The organism is Dietzia sp. UBA5065, from assembly GCA_002415925.1.
Taxonomy (GTDB): domain Bacteria; phylum Actinomycetota; class Actinomycetes; order Mycobacteriales; family Mycobacteriaceae; genus Dietzia.
In genome coordinates, this window is sequence record DIAZ01000104.1 from 28,777 (window position 1) to 29,214 (window position 438).

Here is a 438-nt window from a genome sequence, read left to right on the forward strand (position 1 = left end):
CGACCCGCCGCCGCGGAGCATGCCCTGGATCAGCGCGCCGGCGATCATGCCCCCGACCATGGCGCCGGTGTCGGGGCCGCGACGGCCACCGCGACCGCCATAGCTCCCGGTGAACTGGGGGCGGGAGGCGTCGTCCTGCGCGCGCCTCAGGGCTTCGCGGGCCAGCGCGAGGGCCCGGTCGGCGGCGGGGAAGGCCGCCGGCCCGGCGGTGGCCTCGGCCGTGGCCAACGACTCCTCGGCCGCGGCGAGCCGGGTGCGGGCGGTCTGGCCGATCACGTACGAGCGGCTGCCGATGAAGTCGTGGGCCTCCCGCACCGCGCCGCGGGCCCGGGTGATGGCGGCCTGGCGGGCGGCCCGGGCGCGACCCACGGTCTCGGCCTCGTGGCCGGCCGCGGCGAGCGCCCGGTCGAGGTCGCGGTCCGCGTCCACCAGGCGGGA

General features: G+C 80.1%; 1 pseudogene. It reads right to left on the reverse strand.

Going from position 1 to position 438, the window contains the following annotated elements:
- Positions 1 to 438, reverse strand: a pseudogene (locus tag B4M60_RS07970) (TPM domain-containing protein); the annotation flags it as partial.